Below are 17,444 nucleotides of genomic sequence, written 5' to 3'. Positions count from 1 at the left end.
GTCCGCGGAAGGAATGTCCTCTGCGGACGCTGTTTTTTTATTCAGCAGAATAGCATGGATGCAATTAAAAAGGATACTGACCGGTGTACGGTCAGTATCCTTATTTAGTAAATGCCTTTAATCAGGCAGATGAACACAGTCTGTACCTCTCCAACGAAGGTCCCCTGAGCCTTTTTTGCTCTCACATAGCTCAGCTGATTTTAGCTGAGGTTGTATCGGCTGGGAGAACTTCATTCATGCTGCCAGTGCGGTAGCCACCGAGATCCACGGAAACATAATGGAAACCGAGCTCTTGAAGTTTCAGTTGAATCTCATCCTTATGCTCCAATAGGTTTGCAGCATTTTCTGGAGTGACCTCGATACGAGCCACATCGCCGTGGTGCCGAACACGTACCATATCAAATCCTAAGCGGATGATAAATTTCTCCGCCTGGTCAACCTGGCTGATTTTAGTCTTATCTAGCTTGGTTCCATAAGGAATGCGAGATGCCAGGCTGCAAGAGGCTGGCTTATTCCATACTGGGATGTTCAGTTCTCTGGTAAGTTCACGTACTTCCTGCTTATAAAGTTGTGCTTCCTGAAGAACACTGCGGGCTCCAGCTTCTGTCCTTGCTTTGAGCCCCGGGCGGAAATCATCCATATCATCCATGATCATTCCATCAAGGACATAATTATAGCCCTTTTCTTCTGCCAGCTTGTTTAGGTGGCTGTAAAGGAGCTTTTTGCTGTAATACCAGCTGTCTGGCGTGTTTTCGATGATATTTTCATCTTCCAGTTCCTTGATTTCCGTTTTCAGCACAGGGATGCCCATTTCTTCCGCTAGTTTGACAGCACCGTCAAATTCTTCCTCCCGGAACAGTTCAGATGCTACTACTGCCGCCAATACATTTTCTGCTCCAAGCTCTTCTTCTGCCCGCTTTAATACGAGAGTACTGTCAACGCCTCCCGAAAAAGCTACAAGTACGCGGTCCATTCCGGAAAGGATCTGGCCGAGATGCTGATTTTTCTCCATGGTGGTCTGTCTCATGCTCTTCGCCTCACTTTTTTAATATTTCCTTACAGGTTAAGGATATCAACTCAAATTCAAAATCTTTACATTAAACCCTAAGAATAGGTTACTGCTCTCACATTCCGCTGTCAACTGCGGGACTGCTTGGTCACAAGGCAGATTTGGCTTCTTTTACTTCGTTCAGGTAATGTTCTTCCGAGTATTCAAGTAAGAGTTTCGGAACTTTAAGGAACTTCTTGATAGCCAGTGCACAAGCACCCATGACGCATGCGTCATCTCCAAGGTCGGAGAGGACAATTTCCTTGTACTGGCTGACAGAGGAGTTCAAATTGGATTCAACTTTATTCACGACGTTCGGTGTGCATTGGAGAACTTTGCTGTTCAGGACAATTGTTTCGGGATTATATAAATTGATGATATTATTTAAACCGATGGAAAGGTGGAAGAGAAACTGTTCCATCTGGTTCACTACCGTTTCATTTCCGGCATTCAGGAGTTCTTCAAGCTCCTCATAGGTAATCCTCGTGCCTCCCATTTTCGCCGACAGCCTTTCAAAAAAAGAGGGCTCCGAATTGTACCTCTCCCAACAGCCCTTATTACCACAGCTGCAGATCTCTCCGCCCGGCGACAAAATCATATGGCCCATCTCCCCGGCATAACCGTGGTATCCCTTTTGAAGTTCGCCCTCAAGCATCATGCCCGCCCCGATACCCGAGGAGAGAATGATAGTCAACAAGTTATCACTTTCTTGATGTTTATATACTCTCTCCGCATATGCGGAAAGGTTGGCATTATTTTCAATGCTGATGGGAATGTCCAGTTCTTTTTCCAAGTCTTCTTTCAGGTTTTTATGGTGCCATTGGTATTTGGGTACGAAATAGATATGCTCATCCTTGTTCACCGTCCCATGAACGCCGATGATGACACTTACCAGCCCATATTTACTGCTATTGAATTCCTGATCGTAAAATTGGATCTTATTTTTGAGAATTTGGACGATCTCCTCATAATTCTCTGTATCTATTTCCATCGATTCGGATTGTACGGGATATCCAAGCAGATTGGATAAGCTATAATGGATCACTTTATAATCCAGATCAATTCCCAGCACATAAGCTGCCTTGCTATTGATTGAGAGCATAATCGGTCTTCTTCCCACTCCATGATGCTCCTGTCTGGTTTCATAAATCAGCTCATCTTCCAGCAAGTCGGCTACCTGTACAGATATGGTAGCTTTATTCAGGCCCGTGATTTTGGACAGGTCTGCACGTGAAATCATTCCATATTCTATAATTCTTTGCAGGATGATGCTCCTGTTCAGCTTCTTAATGTATGCCCCATCTCCAGTAGACATGTTTCTTCCCCCTTATTTGACTGTCAACCGCTCCTCATCCTGTGTTAAACTTTAATTGGACCTGCAAGTTTGACGTCATCATAGCCCAGTGGTATTATTTACTAGTCTACACCTTAATTTGTTTGGTAAACAAATAAAAATAGATTTATATTCCATCACTTATACATTATAATGTAAAGGTTTACAATTTTGCAACCTGTCAGAGTCAATAATGTAGCTTTTCATGTATAAAAAAGAAAAAAGGGGTTTGTAAGATGAGCATTCTTTATCTTGATTGCATCTCCGGCATCAGCGGGGACATGACGATCAGCGCTTTAGTTGATGCTGGCGCAGACGCTTCCCATTTGGAAGAAGAATTGAAAAAACTTAAAATAGAAGACGAATATGAACTTAAATGGTCCAAAGTCGTTAAAAATGGCATAACCAGTACGAAGTTTGATGTTATCCTTCAAGAAGCTGAAACCAATCATGCCCATCAAGAGGTGGGGCATGATCATCATCATCAGGAGCACAGCCATGCCCATGAAAAAGGGAACCACCACCATCATCACGAACATAGTCATTCCCATGAAGGGGAGCATATACATCACCATCATCAACATCATGGACATGATCATCGCACCTATAAAGATATCGTAAAGATGATTGGAGATTCTGATCTCGATGAACAAGTGAAGGATACGGCGGTGAAAATCTTCACAAAAATCGGGGAAGCGGAAGGGAAAATACATGGCCAGCCATTGGATAAGGTGCATTTCCATGAAGTGGGGGCAGTGGATTCCATTATTGATATAGTAGGAACAGCGATCCTGATCCATCAGCTAGGAACGGATACTATTAAGTGTTCGCCAGTTCCCGTTGGCGGAGGAAAGATTCATATTGACCATGGAATATATCCAGTGCCTGCTCCTGCGACATTGGAGATATTGCGTGGTGTACCGATCGCTTCCAGTAATATTAAAGGAGAACTCACCACGCCTACAGGTGCCGCTATTGCAGCGGTATTGGCAGATGAGTACGGCCCGATGCCATCCATGAAAATAATAGACATAGGATACGGGGCAGGCACCAAAACCTTCAAAGACCATCCAAATGTGCTTCGTGCCGTCCTAGGAGAATAAACAGTTACGGAAAGGGGAAAAAAGATGAAAATAGCATTAATTGCCCACGATAAGAAGAAACAAGATATCATTCACTTTGCACAAGCATACGAACATATACTGCGGAAACATGAATTATTCGCTACTGGCACAACAGGCCTCAGAATCTCCCAAAATACCGGCCTTTCCGTTCACCGGTTCCAATCAGGCCCGCTTGGCGGGGATCAGCAGATCGGCGCATTAATTGCGGATAATAATATGGATATGGTCCTGTTTTTCCGCGATCCTTTGACTGCCCAGCCGCATGAACCGGATGTCTCCGCCTTGATGCGGTTAAGTGATGTGTATAATGTGCCGCTTGCTACGAACATGGGAACGGCAGAGCTATTAGTCCATTCCTTAGAGCGAGGGGATCTGCAGTGGAGAGAAGTAGTGAAAGATTCGAACGAATAGGCTGACATGAAAGAGTTGCCCAAACTTGGAACATGGCGGGTTGGGGAGAGATAACACATTCCTTAAATTGCTTGTACTTGGGTATGGATAGTTGATCAGCAAAAATACCCGCGTCCAGGTTCCGGCTGCCCTTCTCCCTCTGTAAGTGAAGTCGTCCCCGGCTAAAGACGATAAGGGCAGGCTAAACCCGGGACGAAAGTTGCGTGAATCTCTAACTGGGCACATGCGCTTTGGTCTTGACCGACCCACAGGAGAATGATAATCTAGAGGTATAATAATTTGTTTGGTAAACAAACAAATTATTATACTATACATAAACTAGGCGGGTGTCTCTTTTTAGTGCCGTATTTGAAAGGGATTACAAAAAGCTTCCAATTTTTCGGCTTTGATAGTGTTAAGAAAATGAAGTAGGGGAACTATATTTAGAGGATAAAAAAACGTATATAGATAATATTATTCGTTGACAAAGGAGTGTTAAGAAAATGGGAATTCTCCAGGAACTAGTAAAAGATATCCCGCTCCCGAAGATGGCAAAAGTAAAGCAGGAATTCGACCGGACCCAGGTGGATGATCTTACTGCAGCACTGAATGAAGAACTGGACAACGATAAGATCAAACAATCGGTCAAACCAGGAATGGAAATAGCCATTGCCGTAGGAAGCAGGGGGATGGACCGCCTCGTGGAAACTACAGCAGTAACGGTCAAGTTTCTTCAGGACTTGGGTGCCAAACCATTTATCGTTCCCTGCATGGGAAGCCATGGCGGTGCAACAGGGCCAGGGCAGAAAGCGGTACTTGAGCACCTGGGTGTAAGCGAAGAGAGTGTGAATGCAGAAATACGGTCCTCTATGGAGGTTATTAAAGTAGGGGAACTTGAAAACGGGCTTCCTGTCTACGTGGACAAGATTGCCTCGGAAGCAGATGGCATAGTAGTCATAAACCGCGTCAAGCCGCATACTGCATTCCGCGGCAGAGTGGAAAGCGGGATTATGAAAATGATCAGTATCGGCTTAGGGAAGCAGAAAGGTGCAGAAGCCTGCCATCAGCTAGGTTTCAAACATATGGCCGAACATGTTCCTGCGATGGCGAAGATGACCATGTCCAAAATGCCGATTCTATTTGCAGTCGCCACAGTAGAGAATGCATTCGACAAGGTGACCCAGATAGAAGTGCTTACTCCGGAAGAAGTAGAGGAACGGGAAACAGAACTGCAGAAGCTTGCCAAAGAGATGCTTCCACAAATCCATGTTCCGCAAATTGATGTGCTTGTCATCGATGAAATCGGAAAAAATATCAGCGGAGATGGAATGGATCCGAATATTACGGGAAGGTATCCAACTCCATATGCATATGGTGGTCCGGATGTCACCAAAATGGTAGTACTGGATCTTACTCCGGAAACAGAGGGGAATGCTAATGGCGTCGGCACTGCCGATTTCACTACCCAGCGCCTGGTTGATAAAATGGATAGAGAGGCAACATACGCTAATGGACTGACATCAACAGTGGTAGGGCCTACCCATATTTCCACAACCTTGCCTAATGATGAACAGGCTATCAAAGCAGCAATTAAAACGTGTAACATTCTTGATTTCACCCAAGTGAAAATGGTGCGTATTAAAAATACGCTGGAAATCAGTGAAATAGAAGTTTCTGAGGCACTTTTGGATCATGTGGAACAGCATGACAGTATGGAAAAAATCTCAGAGGCAAAGGAAATGGAATTCAATGAAGAGGGAAACCTCAAATAAGAAACAGGGGGATTAACAATGGCAAATTTATTTGATTTAACGGGGAAAACAGTAGTCGCAATCGGTGGCAACAGCACACTTGGAGGGTCCATGGCTCATGGATTGGCTGAGCATGGTGCCAAAGTCGCGATCGTGGGCCGCAACATGGAAAAGGCTGAAGCTGTTGCAAGCCAGATCAAAGAAGCAGGAGGAGAAGCCAAGGCGTTTGTCGGGGACGTCAGTGACCTTTCTTCCATCGAAAAGGCTGCGGATGATATTGAACAGTGGTCAGGCGGCTGGGATGTTCTGTTGAATGCTCCTGGTAAGAACAGCAGTACACCATTCATGGAACTCGAACCGGAAGAGTGGGATGACATTATGGATGTCAACCTGAAAGGATTAGTTTTCACAATCCAATTGTTTGCTAAGCGGATGATTGATCAGGGCCGGAAAGGAAGCATCATCAATATCTCTTCCGTTTCCTCCACAACTCCATTATCACGCGTATTCACATATTCAGCTTCCAAAGCGGGTGTGAACAGTGTTACACAATACCTTGCGAAAGAGTTTGCTCCGCACGGCATCAGGGTCAACGCTATCATTCCAGGATTTTTCCCGGCAGAACAGAACAGGAAAATCCTTGATGAAGGCAGGATCAATTCCATTATGGCACATACACCGATGGAACGTTTCGGTGAGCCGGAAGAACTTAAAGGCGCAGCAGTTTATCTTGCATCTGACAAGGCATCCGGATTTGTTACAGGATCTCTGTTAAGAGTAGACGGTGGCTTTGGCGGAATGACTATATAATGAATTGGAGAGGAAGGCTTTGGTGACGAACCCAAAGCCTTTTCTTCTCATACGGATGAAGCATGATATGATAAGAAGGACGAAGGTGGACTACCTTCGGCTCACCGGTGAAAGTGCTAATATTTTGTAGGAAAAGGAAGATGTAGTGATGGCAAGAGAATTAGTAATAGGTTTGGATCTAGGAACCACCAGTGTCAAGGCTGTTTTGTTTGACATGGCCGGGAGCCTGATCGCTGAAGCGGAGCAAATGATTGAAACGCTTCATCCACAACCGGGCTGGGCGGAACAGGATCCGGTCCAGATTGAAGCCTCATGTCGGCAAGCGTTAAAGGAAGTGACAGATGAGGCAGAAGTCCAGGAAGGGGAGCTTGTCTCCATCGGAATTTCTGCTGCCATGCATTCTTTGATCTGTTTGGATGAGGATGATAGGCCGCTTTCCAATATGCTGATCTGGTCGGATGGCCGAAGCAGCGCCCAGGCAGAAAAGCTGATGCATACAAAGGGAATGGATATCTACTCTCGAACCGGAACACCTATCCATCCAATGTCCCCACTGAATAAACTGCTGTGGATGAAAGAGAACGAGTTTGATGGATATCAACAGGCTGCCAGCTATATGTCGATGAAAGAATATTTGCTGAAAAAATGGTATGGTGAGCGTGTAATAGATTATTCGATGGCCTCTGCCACTGGCATGTACAATTTGGAAAGTCATACCTGGGATAAAGAGGCACTCGAAGTCGCGGGCATTCGTAAAGAACAACTATCTCAAATCGTTGCTCCAACTTATGTACTCCGGGGAATGGATCAACATATTGCAGAAGAAATAGGCATACCGGCAACTACTCCCCTTGTCATAGGGGCAGCCGACGGTCAGCTGGCCAATTTGGGAAACGGCTCCATACTTCCCGGTGAGGTGAATGTGTCTGTAGGGACAAGCGGCGCTATTCGTCAGTTCATCCGCGGTGGGAAGGTCAATGAGAAGCATGAGACATTCACTTATGCATTTACCGAGGATACTTCCATCATTGGAGGCCCGACCAATAATGGCGGTATTGCCCTGCAATGGCTGAAAGATTTGCTGGATTTCCAAGGAACACATGATGAGTTGACCTCTCTTGCTGAAACCGTGAGTCCAGGAGCGGACGGCATCATCTTTCTGCCGTATGTGAATGGAGAGAGGGCTCCTTTATGGAATCAACATGCCAAGGGCAATTTTTACGGTTTGAATATACGACACCGGAAAGAACAGCTGGTGAGAGCTGTTTTGGAAGGGATTACGTTCAATATTTATCAGATAGGGAAGTCCTTGGAGGAAATTGCCGGGGAGCCGAAAAAGATCAGCGTAAACGGAGGATTGACCAAATCGTCGTTATGGGTACAGATCATGGCAGATGTTTTCGGGCAAGAAATTTATCTGTCAGACACTCATCATAATGCTGCATGGGGTGCGGCGTGGACTGCTTTGGTCGGTGTCGGAAGAGTGGAATCATTTGAGGCCATTAAGGAAAACCTCCCATCTGAAAAGGCTGTAGAGCCAAATATGGAGAATCATCAAAAATACATGAAAATATATGAGAAATATGAGAAGATTGCTGAGGATGTAGCCATCCACTTCGTATAAAAATAACCCCATGGCAGGCAGGTTTGTCATGGGGTATTTAAAAGGTGAGGAAGAATCATGGAAGAAATATTAAAGCAAGTGCAGGCAGGGCATTTAAGTGTAGAGGAAGCCAAAGAAAGATTGGCCTCCTATGAAAATTTGGGATTTGCCAAAGTGGACCATAATCGAAAGGTCCGCCAGGGATTTCCGGAAATCATCTTCGGTGAAGGAAAAACTGCTGCTCAAATCGTTTCCATCATGGAGGCCATCAAGTCCAAAGGGGATGACGTGCTGGCTACAAGGGTAACAAAGGAAAAAGCCAAAGAAATCCTGAAGTATCAGCCGGATTTCATTTATAATGAAACGGCTCATATTCTCTTTTGGAAAAAGGAGCAGCAGTTGCCTGAAAAATCTTCAGGTTATATTGCCATTGTATGTGCAGGAACTTCTGATTTGCGTGTTGCAGAGGAAGCTGCTGCTACCGCTGAATTCCTTGGGAGTGAAGTTCGCCGGATTTATGACGTTGGGGTTGCAGGAATCCATCGCTTGCTGGATAATGCCGAGGAAATTCGGAATGCTACGGTTTCTGTTGTGGTTGCGGGCATGGAAGGTGCATTGCCGAGCGTAGTGGGCGGTCTTGTATCCCGCCCGGTAATTGCGGTGCCAACCAGTATCGGTTATGGAGCAAATTTTCAAGGGCTATCTGCTTTACTGGCAATGCTGAACTCCTGTGCCTCTGGGGTCAGTGTCGTTAATATTGATAACGGCTTTGGCGGTGCTTATAATGCTGTCATGATAGACCGGATGGCAGGATCGGAAAAGGCAGAGGATTAACGAATGGAGAGAAAGCATCCACCAAATAATGAACACATAGACCCGGAAATGATGAAAGTGGAAATCAATCTTGATGATATTTCCGGCGAATGGCTCGGCTATGTGATGGACACATTGTTCGAAGCAGGTGCCAATGATGTTTTTTACACACCGATTTATATGAAAAAGAACCGCCCGGGAGTTCTGTTGCAGCTTCTTTGTTCGAGCAGTGACTTGGAAAAGATGAAGGAAATATTGTTGAAAGAGACCACCACTCTGGGCATCCGTTATTATCCATTGACGGTACACCGGATGGAAAGGTCTTTTGTAGAGGTAGAGACGGACTGGGGTCCTGTGATGGTGAAGCTGGGAATCAACCATGGGGAAATATTCCAGCGTTCACCGGAATTTGAGGACTGCAAGGCCATCGCCGTGAGGGAAGGTATCCCCTTGAAAAAAGTATATGAACAGGTTTGGCTAAACATGGAGACCAACTCCCTTTAACAAGACATGAAAGGGGCTGGATCCTGGCTGGATTGTTTCCATTAAATAAGCTGTCTCAGCAAGGGGCTGATCCCTTTTTACGCAGTCATGCTGATCATGTTATTAATTGTAGCTTTTGTACCTGATCTCACTTTGTTCCTGCCAGAGATTCTGGGAGAATAGATGTTAATCAATTAGCAGGCCCATAACTTTCTGGAGAAAGGTATGGGCCTCTTTTATTATTTGTGAACAACAGTGTTAAACTGGTATATATATAAAATCTAGCTTATGAAATGGAGGAGGAGAAACATAATGCAACAAGTAAAGTGGGGGATTCTCAGTACGGCTAAAATTGCCCAAAAAGAGCTGCTGCCGGCATTTAGCCGTGCAAGCAATGCAGAAGTGACAGCGATTGCTACTCAAAGTTCTAAAGGGAAGGCAGATGAAATCGCAGGCCAATTCCAAATCGAGAAGGTCTACAGCAAATATGAAGAGTTGCTGGATGATCAGGAAATAGAAGCCGTATATATACCACTCCCGAACCATCTACATAAAAAATGGGCTATTCGAGCAGCCGAAAAAGGAAAGCATATTCTTTGCGAAAAACCCGCTGCTCTTAATGCCAAAGAGGCTGAGGAAATAAGGGCGGCATGTGAAGAAAACCATGTTTTATTCATGGAAGCCTATATGTATTATTTTCACCCCCAGCATGAGAGAGTAAAAGAGATTATCAAAAGCGGGGAAATAGGCGAGGTCCGGTTTATGCGCTCCGGTTTCTCTTTCTACTTGGGTGAAAAAGAAAACAGTATTAAAATGAGCAGGGAAAAAGGTGGGGGAAGCTTGTATGATGTAGGATGCTACACAATCCATGCAATGAGGAATATCCTCCAGGCTGAACCTGAGCTGGTGCAAGCCTATGCAGAGATGGACCCGGAATATGGGGTGGATACTAATATAGCTGGGCAACTCCGATTTGCAAACGGGGTCCGCGGTATGTTTGATGCTGGCTTCGACATGGCAAAGCGTGCCGAATATGAAGTGATCGGTACAGAAGGTAGAATATCGGTACCAAGGGCTTTCCGTCCGGATTGGAATGGCGGTGACGGACTTGTAATTGTAGAAAAGTCCACGATTAGCAGAACGGAGACAATAAATGCGGATCAATATAGGCAAGAAGTGGAGCATTTCTCCCATGCAGTACTTCATGCAGCAAAACCAGCCCATACGCTGGAGAAAACCATTGGAAATATGCGTGTAATGGATGCTTGTTTTACATCCATCGAGCAACAGAAAGCAGTAGAGCTATCTGAATAGTTATAGAGATTCTCCCACACCAGATATTCTGGGTGGGAGGTTTTTAATTCCCAATAATGAAGAGTAAAAAAAGTTTGATATTGATTAAAAAAAAGCTTGCCTAATGAAGCGCTTACATATATAATCATATTAACCTAGTTAGTTTGTTTAGAGAACAAAATAACTGAACTGCTTAAGAGGGGGGGGGAAGGAAGGGCATGAGTTGGGCAGATGACAGGATATTAAGCAGCTAAAATAATAGATAAATTGAAAGCGTTTTAATAAACGAGGGGGTCATTCATAATGAATACATTAACCATGGGCAGCGGTAACAAATATCACTCGGCAAAAATCTGGCAGATTGGATTATTTGCATTAAACAACACGGCAACCAATTTATATATGTTCGCCCTAATGTTTGTATCTTACTATGCAACAGGTGTTGCCGGCTTAACGGTAGTAATCGTCAGTACCATCCTAACCTTCATGCGGGTGTTCGATGGTTTCACCGACCCGATCATTGGTTTTATCATTGATAAGACCGAATCTAAATTCGGCAAATTCCGGCCAATAATGATCATTGGCAATCTGATTCTGGCTGGATCGATCCTTGTCATGTATAATGTCACCCATCAGTTGCCAGAATCCTTCCAGATGATTTTCTTCATTGGAATTTATGCAATCTATATTATTGGATACACGATGCAGACAGCTGTTACAAAAGCGGCACAGACGGTCCTGACAAATGATCCGAAGCAGCGTCCGCTCTTCTCCATTTTTGATTCAGCTTATAATATTGTTATATTTACAGGCGGACAGATTTACGTAGCTTCCTATTTGATTGCAAAGCATGGAGATTTTACGCTCGGACTCTTTGCAGAGCTAAATACCATTGTGATGATTTCCGCAGGTGTATTTACAGCTTTGGCGGTAATAGCACTTTGGCAGAAAGACCGGAAAGAATTCTTTGGGCTTGCAAGTCAGACAGTCAACACAAGATTCCGCGATTACTGGCCGATTCTGAAAGGAAACCGTCCGCTTCAGATGCTGATCATATCCGCTTCCTCTGATAAGCTGGCATCTTCCGTGATGAGGCAGGCTCCAGTCACCGTCATGTTCTTCGGAATAATGCTCGGGGATTACGCGCTCAGTGGGACCATTTCCATGATTACTATCATTCCAGGCCTGATCATAACATTTCTTGGTGTGAATTATGCACGAAAACGCGGAATGAAAAGCACACTGGTAAAAGCCTCCTGGTTAGGCATCATATCCTTTGGAATTCTTGTCCCATTCTTCCTGGCTATCGACCCTGCAACAGTGTCTCTAAGCAACCTGGGAGTGACTACTATATTATTCCTGTTGCTGTATAGTATTGGTATGGGTGTTGCAACACTGACCCCATCTATCGTTATTCCGATGATTGCAGATGTATCCGATTATGAAACGTATAAAACCGGACGCTTTGTACCTGGGATGATGGGAACGATCTTTTCCTTCATCGATAAGATGGTGTCTTCCCTTGCACCGGCTCTAGTTGGATTCCTTGTTGCATTCATCGGCTATCAAAATGAATTTCCGCAGCTTGGTGAAACATTGACCACTCCTTTATTGATTATGACGTTGGTTCTCGTGTTCGGTGTTCCTATTGCTGGCTGGCTGATTTCTGTTATTGCTATGAAGTTCTATGATTTGGACAGCGGCAAGATGGATGAAATCCAAACAGAGATTGCAAAGAAAAAGCAAACGCTGAATACAGAGAAAGAGGAAGATCTTCCGGAAATTGTATAATTTAACAGAGGCTGCTCCCTATGAGCAGCCTCTTTTTCTGGTAAAGAACTATAAAATTTTAGTATTGGGTACCACCAATTATCTCCATTTCGGAACGTGATACCTCATCAACTTTTGAAGAATGCCCCCCATTCACAGGGCTATGCAGTTCGGGGATAGGCAACGGATCCAAAAGAGGTTGAGACATATCTAAACGTTTAACTCTATAGGCGAACAATAATCTAACCTAGTGGAGGAAATACACGTAGACTCCTGCGGGAGGATAGGCTTAGGAGAGACACCGAAGTGCATTAGCACGAGGAGGCTCACCAGCCACCCGCGGAAAAGCGAAGTGTAGTTCCGGAACGGTTTATATCCACTAGACAAAGTTATGATTGATCACAGAATAAAACACTTTGGTCCCAGCCTCTTTTTCTCTACATATCCTTATATTTAGACGGCGTGTAACCAGTCTCTCTTTTGAAAACCCTTGTAAAATAGGAGGCATCCTCGTATCCTACCAGCCAGGCAATTTCTTCGATGGAAATGCTTTCATTTTTCAGCAAATACTTCGCTTTTTTAACCCGAAGCATCTGTTGGTATCCGGTGATGGTCATATTCGTTTCCTGCTTGAATTTGCGGGAAAGATGGCTCGGATGGGTAAAACAGATCTCCGCAAGCTCGTTTTTATCAATCTGCTTGTCATAGAAGCTGACCAAATATTCAACAGCCCGCTGCGTGACTTTAGAATATTTGCCTAACGAGCTGGACATGATGAGGTTGGAATACTCCTCAATCATTTCATCATACAGCTCGTACAACTTGGATAATTGGTTGGTATACTCAATTTCAAAAGCATAATTTTCTGATAGGCGGTGGATAAGAACCGGTGGTACGTGACTTTTGGCTGCTGCGGTCCGAAGCAATGTATTCAGGACAATTGCCAGATTTCGGACCCTCCGCTGCGGCTGGTTCGGAAACCGATCAGAAAAGGAAAAAAGCATATTATTGGAATTTATCAGCTTCTTTGCTTTTTCTTTATCACCTTGCTCCACAGCGTACATAAATTCCCCTTCCAATTTATAACGGAGTTTAATCAGCTCCGCCTCTTCATTTAATTCGGAAATGTCTGTCTTTGTGTGATATTGGTGATAGTTTTTTGCATGAAGACGAACAGGAGGCGTTTCCTCGGTGTATCTTTCGAACTGGCGGAGGATGCTTCCATAACTATTTTCCTTGTCTATATTGAGTACTTGCAGCTGGTTGCATACGGATCGCAGTTCTTCGCTTTCATGGCTGCTTAAATTGAATTCTCTCGAAAGGTTGAAAAAGTTTGGTGTGGTATTAAGGAAAGGCCCTAGGATGACAGAATACCCCTCGCTCGTAAAATAGTGGCCCAGATAGCTCAATCCCCAATCGTTCGTATAGTAATAGAGCTGCTCTTTCGTTTCGTCTATCTGTTTGATGAAGTCCAATACATCAGATTGTTGATACCCCGGCATGAAGGGAGGTATCGCTATATCCTCATGATGGAAGAGGAAGTCCCCTTTTTGATTAAGGATATATATGTTTAGATTCGTAACATGATGTATCTTCATTGCTGCAGAAATAAGTTGAGAATGTTTCATCCCACTAATACCCCCTGTATAGAAAGCGTTTCATGGAAACGCTATATTTGTCCTTTAAATGATATAAAAGTCCTTATAAAAATGATATAAATCTATTATAATCGAATCGTGGAAACGATTGCAAGAAGTTTACGGAGGTTTTAAATATGGAAAAGATACATCAGCCTGAAGAGTCTGTTCAACAGACAACAGAAAACAACAAAGTCACTCTTAAAGAGAAGTTTTCTTATGGCCTGGGAGATACGGCGAACAACTTGACATTTTCCATGGTCACTACTTACCTTCTTGTCTTTTATACCGATGTTTTTGGTATTTCTGCAGCGGCTGTAGGTACATTGTTTTTGGTCGCAAGAATCTGGGATGCTATTAACGACCCACTTATGGGCTCGATCATTGACCGGTTCGGCAATAATCATCCAGATGGCCGCTTTCGCCCTTATATGAAATGGGCCGGTATTCCGGTTGTGATCATGGCGGTCCTCTTGTTCATTACGCCAGACTTGTCAGACTCCGGGAAACTGATATATGCCTATGTTACCTATATTCTGTTCGGAATGGCATATACAGCGGTTAATATTCCGTATGGTTCCTTGGCATCCGTCATAACCAGGGACCCTGTAGAGCGCTCATCCTTGGCATCTTTCCGTGGGTTGGGAAGTCAAATTGGCATGTTCTCTATTGGGATTCTTGTAGTTCCATTGGTGGCATTGTTTCCCTCCGATAAGATTGGCTATCCAGCAGTTGTAGCCATTTTCGGTGTGATTGCCTTGACCCTTTATTATTTAACTTATAGAAACACGAGAGAGAGAATTATGCCGGTTCAATCAGCAACACCGGAGAAGTTGAGTTTCAAGATGGTGACCAGGACTTTAAAGAATGGACCATTCCTTTCCCTTTCCTTCATGTCCTTTTTCATCCTGATGGCCATGCTGATCAATCAATCGGTCGGATTGTATTTTTTCACCTATAATCTGGACAATCCTTTTCTGTTCTCGGTCTATAACATGCTGAATATTGTTTCGGTCGTACTGCTGGTAGTCTTTATTCCAAAATTGACAAAGAAACTGGGGAAGAAGACACTGACACTAGCTGGATTCCTATTAGGCGCAGGATCATTAGGGCTGTTATTCATCCTTCCATCGACGCCGTATACTGTACTGCCGCTTCTGTGGCTGGGTATGCTGGGGATCAATATTCCAAACATGCTCGTATGGGCTTTTATATCAGATGTTATCGACTACGGAGAGTGGAAAACCGGATTCAGGCAGGAAGGCACCACTTATTCGCTGTACAGCTTCATGAGGAAGTTGTCGCAAGCTGTTGCCGGATTTGTCGGCGGTATCGGGCTTTCCCTTATCGGTTATGTCCCGAACGCTACGCAGACCAGTGACACACTTACAGGGATCGAAGTCATGATGATTCTGATACCGGCAATTTCCTGTATCATCTGCTTCCTTATCTTTAAGTACGGATATAAACTGAATGATAATATGTTTGAACAGATCAACAAGGACCTTGCAGAAAAATAATAGAAGGAATAATCAAGATCATCATCATCTCCGGATGGTGGTCTTTTTTTTGGGTGGAGATTTTGGTTAGCCGGGCTTTGTTTTTGATAAACCACTTTTGGCCGATCTTCCGCCCTACGGTCTATGTACTGACACAGCCCATAGTCGCTAACCGGGCATTTAGTATCTTTCCCCAGATGGAGTTTCCTTGGCCAAAGGGCGTCGTCCACCAAGTTGCGTTCGGCTATAATAAACTATAAAATAAAAATCATGAATGAGGGGAGAGAACTATGAATCATTTACGATTTCTGTTTGCGATAATTCTATTATTCCTGATTACAGCTTGCTCTGGTCAAGAGGCAGGAAATTCGGAAGAAAAGTCGAAGGATGAGCTTGTCCTTGCCATTGGCGGAGAACCAGAAGAAGGGTTTGATCCTACTACTGGATGGGGACGTTACGGTTCCCCGCTTTTCCAGAGCACTCTGCTGAAGTATGATAAGGATTTCAATATAGAACTTGATTTAGCGGAAAACTATGAAGTTAGTAAGGATGGGCGGACATGGACAGTTGGTTTAAGGAGAGATGCTGTTTTTTCCGACGGTGAGCCATTAACTGCAGAGGATGTCGTGTTCACTTTCGAGACTGCTAAAGAGAGCGGGTCTGTGATAGATCTCGGCAACTTGGAGGAAGTGAAAGCATTAGATGAGTTTACAGTGGAATTTAAATTATATGAAGCCCAATCCACCTTCATCTATCTGCTGGTTACAACGGGAGTGGTGCCTGAACATGCATATGATGACAACTATAATGAACAGCCGATTGGTTCCGGTCCATTTCAGCTGGAACAGTGGGATAAGGGGCAGCAAATTATTGTGACGGCCAATCCCCATTATTATGGAGAGAGGCCAGAGTTCACCAAGCTGACTTTCCTTTTTCTATCAGAAGATGCAGCTCTTGCTGCAGCAAAAGCAGGTAATGTGGATATAGCTGCTGTACCCCCGGCCTACACTGGCGGGGAAATAGACGGCATGAGACTGGTCCAGCTCGAAAGTGTGGACAACCGCGGGATCATGTTTCCCTATGTGCCGGAAGGGGAGCAGAATGAGAATGGATTGCCAGTGGGCAATGATGTCACTGCTGATGCAGCCATTCGGAAAGCGATAAATATAGCTATAGACCGACAAGCCCTTGTGGATGGTGTGCTTGAAGGGTATGGCACTCCAGCATACTCAGCTGCAGATGGGCTGCCATGGTGGAACCCCGAGACGGTGATAAAAGATGGCCGGATGGAGGAAGCAAAGCGGATGTTGGCGGATGCAGGATGGAAGGAGAATGAGCAGGGCGTGAGAGTGAAAGGAGAGCAGGAAGCTTCCTTTACTCTTCTGTACCCGAGTGGTGATCAGATCCGCCAGTCCCTGTCTATTGCTTTTGCTGACATGATTGCTCCTCTGGGGATTGATGTGGAGACAGAGGGCAAAAGCTGGAGCGAATTGGAAAGGCTGATGCATTCCCATCCGGTCATGATGGGGTGGGGCAGTCACGACCCATTGGAATTATATAATCTGTTCAGCAGTGACACAAAGGGCATGGGATATTATAACGCCAATTACTACTCCAATCCAACGGTCGATATGTACTTAGATAAGGCCCTATCAGCAGGCTCGATGGAGGAGGCCAATGAGTACTGGCAGAAAGCACAGTGGGATGGTGAAACAGGGACTGCAATCCAGGGAGATGCTCCTTGGGCATGGCTTGTCAACCTGGAACATCTATATTATGTCCATGAGAATCTGCAAATCGGCGAACAGAAAATACAGCCGCATGGCCATGGATGGCCAATTACAGACTTTATTGAGCAATGGCATTGGAAGGAATAATTCTAGTATAGAA

General features: G+C 44.6%; 14 protein-coding genes. 11 read left to right on the top strand and 3 right to left on the bottom strand.

The window, feature by feature from the left end; genetic code table 11:
* Positions 1–190 precede the first annotated feature (190 nt).
* On the bottom strand, positions 191–1,027 hold the full coding sequence (gene larE, locus ACFODW_RS05755; protein WP_390304161.1) for an ATP-dependent sacrificial sulfur transferase LarE: 837 nt from the start codon (positions 1,025–1,027) through the stop codon (positions 191–193).
* 130 nt (positions 1,028–1,157) lie between these two features.
* The gene (locus ACFODW_RS05750) at positions 1,158–2,363 is read right to left on the bottom strand and encodes an ROK family protein (RefSeq protein WP_390304159.1); all 1,206 of its coding nucleotides are present in this window, start codon (positions 2,361–2,363) and stop codon (positions 1,158–1,160) included.
* A gap of 254 nt (positions 2,364–2,617) precedes the next feature.
* On the opposite strand from ACFODW_RS05750, the gene ACFODW_RS05745 reads away from it, so the two are divergent.
* The 9 genes from ACFODW_RS05745 (at position 2,618) to ACFODW_RS05705 (ending at position 12,439) form a co-directional block, all read left to right on the top strand.
* A complete protein-coding gene (locus tag ACFODW_RS05745; protein WP_390304157.1) occupies positions 2,618–3,484 on the top strand; it encodes a LarC family nickel insertion protein in 867 nt (288 codons plus the stop codon).
* 24 nt (positions 3,485–3,508) lie between these two features.
* Complete coding sequence (mgsA, locus tag ACFODW_RS05740) at positions 3,509–3,916, top strand: methylglyoxal synthase (protein WP_390304155.1); 408 nt, start codon at positions 3,509–3,511, stop codon at positions 3,914–3,916.
* Positions 3,917–4,398: 482 nt separating this feature from the next.
* Positions 4,399–5,667 (top strand): lactate racemase domain-containing protein, encoded by a 1,269-nt coding sequence (locus ACFODW_RS05735; RefSeq protein WP_390304153.1) that lies wholly within the window; start codon positions 4,399–4,401, stop codon positions 5,665–5,667.
* A gap of 18 nt (positions 5,668–5,685) precedes the next feature.
* Positions 5,686–6,456 carry an SDR family oxidoreductase gene (locus tag ACFODW_RS05730; RefSeq protein WP_390304151.1) on the top strand — a complete coding sequence of 257 codons (771 nt, stop codon included), beginning with the start codon at positions 5,686–5,688 and terminating at the stop codon, positions 6,454–6,456.
* A gap of 148 nt (positions 6,457–6,604) precedes the next feature.
* Complete coding sequence (locus ACFODW_RS05725) at positions 6,605–8,080, top strand: gluconokinase (protein ID WP_390304149.1); 1,476 nt, start codon at positions 6,605–6,607, stop codon at positions 8,078–8,080.
* Between the two features lie 54 nt (positions 8,081–8,134).
* Positions 8,135–8,893 carry a nickel pincer cofactor biosynthesis protein LarB gene (larB, locus tag ACFODW_RS05720; protein WP_390304255.1) on the top strand — a complete coding sequence of 253 codons (759 nt, stop codon included), beginning with the start codon at positions 8,135–8,137 and terminating at the stop codon, positions 8,891–8,893.
* Positions 8,894–8,896: 3 nt separating this feature from the next.
* On the top strand, positions 8,897–9,376 hold the full coding sequence (larC, locus tag ACFODW_RS05715) for a nickel insertion protein (protein ID WP_390304147.1): 480 nt from the start codon (positions 8,897–8,899) through the stop codon (positions 9,374–9,376).
* Between the two features lie 291 nt (positions 9,377–9,667).
* Positions 9,668–10,669: a Gfo/Idh/MocA family protein gene (locus ACFODW_RS05710; protein ID WP_390304145.1), complete on the top strand. Its 1,002-nt coding sequence runs from the start codon at positions 9,668–9,670 to the stop codon at positions 10,667–10,669.
* Between the two features lie 282 nt (positions 10,670–10,951).
* Positions 10,952–12,439: an MFS transporter gene (locus ACFODW_RS05705; protein ID WP_390304143.1), complete on the top strand. Its 1,488-nt coding sequence runs from the start codon at positions 10,952–10,954 to the stop codon at positions 12,437–12,439.
* A 416-nt stretch (positions 12,440–12,855) separates the two neighbouring features.
* Here ACFODW_RS05705 and ACFODW_RS05700 read toward each other — a convergent pair whose 3' ends face one another.
* Entirely contained in the window at positions 12,856–14,046 is a 1,191-nt protein-coding gene (locus ACFODW_RS05700) for a helix-turn-helix domain-containing protein (RefSeq protein WP_390304141.1), read from the bottom strand.
* A gap of 146 nt (positions 14,047–14,192) precedes the next feature.
* Here ACFODW_RS05700 and ACFODW_RS05695 point away from each other — a divergent pair, with 146 nt between their 5' ends.
* Together ACFODW_RS05695 and ACFODW_RS05690 are read left to right on the top strand one after the other, a co-directional pair.
* Positions 14,193–15,575 carry a glycoside-pentoside-hexuronide (GPH):cation symporter gene (locus tag ACFODW_RS05695; RefSeq protein WP_390304139.1) on the top strand — a complete coding sequence of 461 codons (1,383 nt, stop codon included), beginning with the start codon at positions 14,193–14,195 and terminating at the stop codon, positions 15,573–15,575.
* Positions 15,576–15,844: 269 nt separating this feature from the next.
* Positions 15,845–17,431 carry an ABC transporter substrate-binding protein gene (locus tag ACFODW_RS05690; protein WP_390304137.1) on the top strand — a complete coding sequence of 529 codons (1,587 nt, stop codon included), beginning with the start codon at positions 15,845–15,847 and terminating at the stop codon, positions 17,429–17,431.
* The last annotated feature ends 13 nt before the right edge of the window (positions 17,432–17,444 follow it).

The sequence above is a fragment of the Virgibacillus sediminis genome (assembly GCF_042643265.1).
Lineage (GTDB): Bacteria > Bacillota > Bacilli > Bacillales > Amphibacillaceae > Virgibacillus_O > Virgibacillus_O sediminis.
Note: the sequence above shows the minus strand (reverse complement) of the source record. Positions and strands in the feature narration are given on the sequence as shown.

Bases quoted from the DNA above. Each gene is read 5' to 3' on its own strand.
- ACFODW_RS05710 (WP_390304145.1), top strand. From the start codon at position 9,668: ATGCAACAAGTAAAGTGGGGGATTCTCAGTACGGCTAAAATTGCCCAA.
- ACFODW_RS05695 (WP_390304139.1), top strand. From the start codon at position 14,193: ATGGAAAAGATACATCAGCCTGAAGAGTCTGTTCAACAGACAACAGAA.
- larC (WP_390304147.1), top strand. From the start codon at position 8,897: ATGGAGAGAAAGCATCCACCAAATAATGAACACATAGACCCGGAAATG.
- ACFODW_RS05705 (WP_390304143.1), top strand. From the start codon at position 10,952: ATGAATACATTAACCATGGGCAGCGGTAACAAATATCACTCGGCAAAA.
- ACFODW_RS05730 (WP_390304151.1), top strand. From the start codon at position 5,686: ATGGCAAATTTATTTGATTTAACGGGGAAAACAGTAGTCGCAATCGGT.
- ACFODW_RS05745 (WP_390304157.1), top strand. From the start codon at position 2,618: ATGAGCATTCTTTATCTTGATTGCATCTCCGGCATCAGCGGGGACATG.
- ACFODW_RS05750 (WP_390304159.1), bottom strand. From the start codon at position 2,363: ATGTCTACTGGAGATGGGGCATACATTAAGAAGCTGAACAGGAGCATC.
- mgsA (WP_390304155.1), top strand. From the start codon at position 3,509: ATGAAAATAGCATTAATTGCCCACGATAAGAAGAAACAAGATATCATT.
- ACFODW_RS05735 (WP_390304153.1), top strand. From the start codon at position 4,399: ATGGGAATTCTCCAGGAACTAGTAAAAGATATCCCGCTCCCGAAGATG.
- ACFODW_RS05690 (WP_390304137.1), top strand. From the start codon at position 15,845: ATGAATCATTTACGATTTCTGTTTGCGATAATTCTATTATTCCTGATT.
- ACFODW_RS05700 (WP_390304141.1), bottom strand. From the start codon at position 14,046: ATGAAACATTCTCAACTTATTTCTGCAGCAATGAAGATACATCATGTT.
- larE (WP_390304161.1), bottom strand. From the start codon at position 1,027: ATGAGACAGACCACCATGGAGAAAAATCAGCATCTCGGCCAGATCCTT.
- ACFODW_RS05725 (WP_390304149.1), top strand. From the start codon at position 6,605: ATGGCAAGAGAATTAGTAATAGGTTTGGATCTAGGAACCACCAGTGTC.